This window comes from Rhizobium favelukesii, assembly GCF_000577275.2.
GTDB classification, from domain to species: Bacteria; Pseudomonadota; Alphaproteobacteria; order Rhizobiales; family Rhizobiaceae; genus Rhizobium; species Rhizobium favelukesii.
In genome coordinates, this window is record NZ_CBYB010000035.1 from 1 (window position 1) to 3,781 (window position 3,781).

Below are 3,781 nucleotides of genomic sequence, written 5' to 3' on the forward strand. Positions count from 1 at the left end.
AGAGAGCGGGATTATGCGGAGTGTTGGCCGCTGAAGCCTGCTTTTGCCGGTGTTTGCGGTGGAAATTACTCCGCATAATTCCGAGGGTTGATGGGTAGCGCCCCGCTGTGAGCGGAGCGCCTTGGTGCTGGTCAGCGGGACCAGATGAGCTTGTGGTCGCCTTTGTCGCCCTGGACGAGGGAGGCGTAGACCGGAGCCGTGAAGGACGGATCGTCGAGCTTGAGCGAGAGGTATTCGGCGCCGGTTTCCCGGGCGGTCCGGCTCCAGCCGGCTCCGAACTCGACACCGGTTGCTGTGACCCGGAAGTCCGGGGCGCGATCGTTGTCGCGGTCGCAGGGTTTGATGGATGCCTTGACGTTGAGGGTGAGGGTCTTGATGGTGCCGTTGTAGGCGCCGGTTTCGTCGCGAGTGAAGGTGCCGATCTGAGCCATTGTCGTTTCTCCTGAGAGTTGTTCGAAGCCGCCCGATGCGGCCTCGATGGCGGTCGAGAGGCGACGGGTTGGCCTGCTGCATCCAAAGGACCACAGCGCCAGCGGAGGACGGCGGTAGCCGAGCTTGTTGCTTCGCGAGGATGGCCGCTTGCGGTCAGGGGAAGAAGGTCGGCGAAGCCGTTGCAGGCCAAGGCCGGACCGGCGCCAGACCAGCCGAGATGAGAGGCCGTATCGGGGCTTCGCGGCATTGTCGGCAGAGAACGACGTGGATGATCAGAGCCACATTAGCATGAACACCCCTGTCGCAGCGTCATCGCCCCTACCGATGTCATTGCCATGCTCCGAGCCGACGACACCAATCCCGCTCGACATGGTGCGGACCATGTCAAGCAGGATGCCGGTGGAACCAAGCGTCTCACGCGGTGCGCAGAAGCCGCCTCAGATCTGTAACCGATCCGATCGCGCCGGTGTTTCCAAGTCCGAAAGCAGCGATGCGATCAAAGCATCCGGTGCCTTGAATCGTCCGCGTCGCAGTTCTGGCGGGACGACCGCCTCGACCGCTTCCAGCTTTTCGGTAGGATCCATGCGGAGGTAGACCTCCGTTGTACGGATGTCGGTGTGACCCAGCCACAGGGCGACCTTCCGGATGTCATGGGTAGCCTGTAGCATGATGACTGCACAGCTATGTCGAAGCTGGTGCGGCGAGACGCTCTGATCACGCAGCGAAGTGCAGGTTTCTGCCGCCTTGCGGACATGCTTGTCCAGGATATACTCGAATCCCGCACGCGTCATCGCATCCCCTTGTGCGTTGACGAATAGTTCCGGCACTCGGACCAAGCCCCTGACGCTCAGCCAGGCGCGAAGGTCTCGAGCCGTGTCCTTCCACAGCGGTAGGCAGCGCTCCTTACGGCCCTTGCCCTGAACCATCACGGTCGCGCCGTGTCGAAGTGACAGGTTTTCTGTGAGAACGCCGACCAGTTCGGAGACCCGCAAGCCTGCCCCGAAGCAAAGGTGCATCATGGCCCGGTCGCGCACGCCAAAGCGTGTCGCAAGATCGGGAACGTTGAGGATTGCTCGCATTTCCTCCATTGTCAGGTGACGGATGAGCTTCTGGTCGTGGCGCTTGGCCGGGATCGTATGGACCCGGCCAATCTGCTCTAGGGCGGAGGGCACCTTGTGCTCCACATAGCGCATGAACGTCTTGATGGCAGCAAGCCGAACATTGCGCGTAGACGCGCTATTGCCGCGATCGTGTTCAATGTAACCAAGGAAGGCGACGATCATCGGTGCGTCGAGATCCTCAATCGTCAGCAAAGAGGGACGGGTGCCCAGCCGTTTCGCCGCATAGTCGAACAATAGTTTGAAGCAGTACGCATAGGTCTCGCAGGTTTGCGGACTGTAACCCCTTTGTCGGGGCATATAGTCACGCAGAAAGCTGGTGATGAGTGGAGCGAGCTTCGTCATACGTCACCCTCCCCAATCAGCTTTTCCGCGGCCGCTGCGATATCGACCATCATTTCTGGCGTCGCCTGGAGATACCAGTATGTATTGTGGATACTGGCATGACCCAAGTAGGTCGACAGGGCGACGAAGTGCTTGGCAATCGTGCCGCGCTCGGCGCCGCATTGTTCCAGGACACGGGTTGCGAAGGTATGTCGAAGATCATGGATGCGCGGCTGTCGACTTCGATCCGGAGCGATGCCCGCTCGTCGCAGGATGCAGCGGAATGCATAGTTCACCGTCGATGGGTAAAGCTGTCGGTGCTTGACGGATGGGAAGAGCCAATCGCTCTCGCCTGCAAGTTGGCATCGCGCGTCAAGATAGCCTTTGAGCGCCTCGACGACGGTCGCGTGCAGCGGCACCAACCGGCTTTTACGGAACTTGGTTTCGCGAATGTGTAACACGCCGTCATGCAGAATGTCATCAAGCCTGAGCGCAAGAGCCTCGGAGACACGCAGTCCAGTGGATGCAATCAACCCAAAAAGCATGGCATAGAGTTCGCGACGCAGCGGATTGGGCCTTTGGCGCCTTAGATGACCGGTAGTATCGAGAATCCGGGCTATCTCGTCCGCTGTATAGATGTAGGGAACCGGCCTATTGGTGATCCGCTTGATATCTGGGGGCGGTATCTCGTGGCGAGGGTCTTCCGCCTGCAGGAAGCGAGCAAACAGGATAATGGCTGTCAGGCGATGCGCCATGGCGTTTGGGCTTTTGGCCGCCATGGGCAACCACGTAAGAGCTGTTGCAGTGCGAATGTGGCTCTCGCCGCGTTCCGCTGCAAAGCGCGCGAACGCGAGAAGATGCCGTTCGGCCTGCACAAGCTTATAACCTAGCGCGCGGCGCAGACTGATATAGCGGTTGACGTCGGCACTCAGCATGGCAACCTCCCGCCCCATGGTTGCGCGATCTCGGACAAGAGGCCGATGTCTACCTTGGCGTAGAGCGCGGTCGTTGATGGAGAACGGTGACGCAACACGGCTCCAACGCCGGCAAGGCTTGCGCCGTCACGCAGCATCGCGGTCGCCGCCGAGTGCCGCAGCACATGCGCACCTCGATGGACACTTTCAATCCCCGCTCTGTCGAGTGTGCGGCGCACGATACATTTCACGGCAATTCGGCTGAGTGGCCTGATCGGTGCAATATCCGTCAGGAACACTCGAGTCGTCGCAATGCGCGGCCTTGCCCGCTCGATATAAGCTAAAATGGCATCGCCAACGTCTTGAGGTAGCGGGAGCCGTTCCTCCCGCCGGGCCTTGCCGACAAGCGTTATTCGGCCATTTTTCCAATCAATGTCACAGAAAGTGAGATTAGCGACTTCGCTGGCCCTGAGGCCCAGCCGAGCCAGGAGCAGCATGACAGCGCGGTCGCGTAACCTGCTTTCTCCGTCACAAGTGGCAAGGAGGCGGTCGATATCACTTTGCCCAAGGAAACGCGGTGTCGTCGCCAGTTGCCAGCTCGCAAAGCTCGGAACCGCATATTGCCGGCCGATTGGGCATTGCCCGATCGCCACAAGATATTTGAGGTATGCCCGCGTTGCGACAGTGATACTCTGAGCCCGTGCGCGGCCATGCGGTTTCGCGCGATCGAGCACGAAGCCACGGATCGCGGCCGCCGTATAAACCTCTGGATCAGTGCCGAGCGACACCAGAAGGTCGATCAAGATCGGCTGATAGGTATCGAGTGTGGAATCCTTGATGCCACGCTGCTCCCTCATCCAGCATCGGAACGCGGCAAGCGTCGGCCAGGTCTCTTCCAGCGACGGGTGCAGTTCTGGAGGCAGAATCTTCTTCTCGTGCAGATAAGAGAGGAAGAGCCCGGCCGCACCCTGCGGAGCACGCGCTTTTTTGCTA

4 protein-coding genes are annotated in these 3,781 nt (G+C 60.1%); all 4 read right to left on the bottom strand.

Annotation, left to right across the window (positions count from 1 at the left end; translation table 11 throughout):
- Positions 1-131 precede the first annotated feature (131 nt).
- The gene (locus LPU83_RS34665; protein ID WP_024319163.1) at positions 132-431 is read right to left on the bottom strand and encodes a DUF736 domain-containing protein; all 300 of its coding nucleotides are present in this window, start codon (positions 429-431) and stop codon (positions 132-134) included.
- Between the two features lie 438 nt (positions 432-869).
- Positions 870-1,895: a tyrosine-type recombinase/integrase gene (locus tag LPU83_RS34680; RefSeq protein WP_024319164.1), complete on the bottom strand. Its 1,026-nt coding sequence runs from the start codon at positions 1,893-1,895 to the stop codon at positions 870-872.
- Entirely contained in the window at positions 1,892-2,809 is a 918-nt protein-coding gene (locus tag LPU83_RS34685) for a tyrosine-type recombinase/integrase (protein ID WP_024319165.1), read from the bottom strand. Before LPU83_RS34685 ends, LPU83_RS34680 begins: the two co-directional genes overlap by 4 nt.
- The coding region (locus LPU83_RS34705; protein ID WP_157997307.1) for a tyrosine-type recombinase/integrase at positions 2,803-3,781 on the bottom strand (979 nt) is incomplete at its 5' end. The genes LPU83_RS34685 and LPU83_RS34705, both read right to left, overlap by 7 nt.

Bases quoted from the DNA above. Each gene is read 5' to 3' on its own strand.
- LPU83_RS34665 (WP_024319163.1), bottom strand. From the start codon at position 431: ATGGCTCAGATCGGCACCTTCACTCGCGACGAAACCGGCGCCTACAAC.
- LPU83_RS34680 (WP_024319164.1), bottom strand. From the start codon at position 1,895: ATGACGAAGCTCGCTCCACTCATCACCAGCTTTCTGCGTGACTATATG.
- LPU83_RS34685 (WP_024319165.1), bottom strand. From the start codon at position 2,809: ATGCTGAGTGCCGACGTCAACCGCTATATCAGTCTGCGCCGCGCGCTA.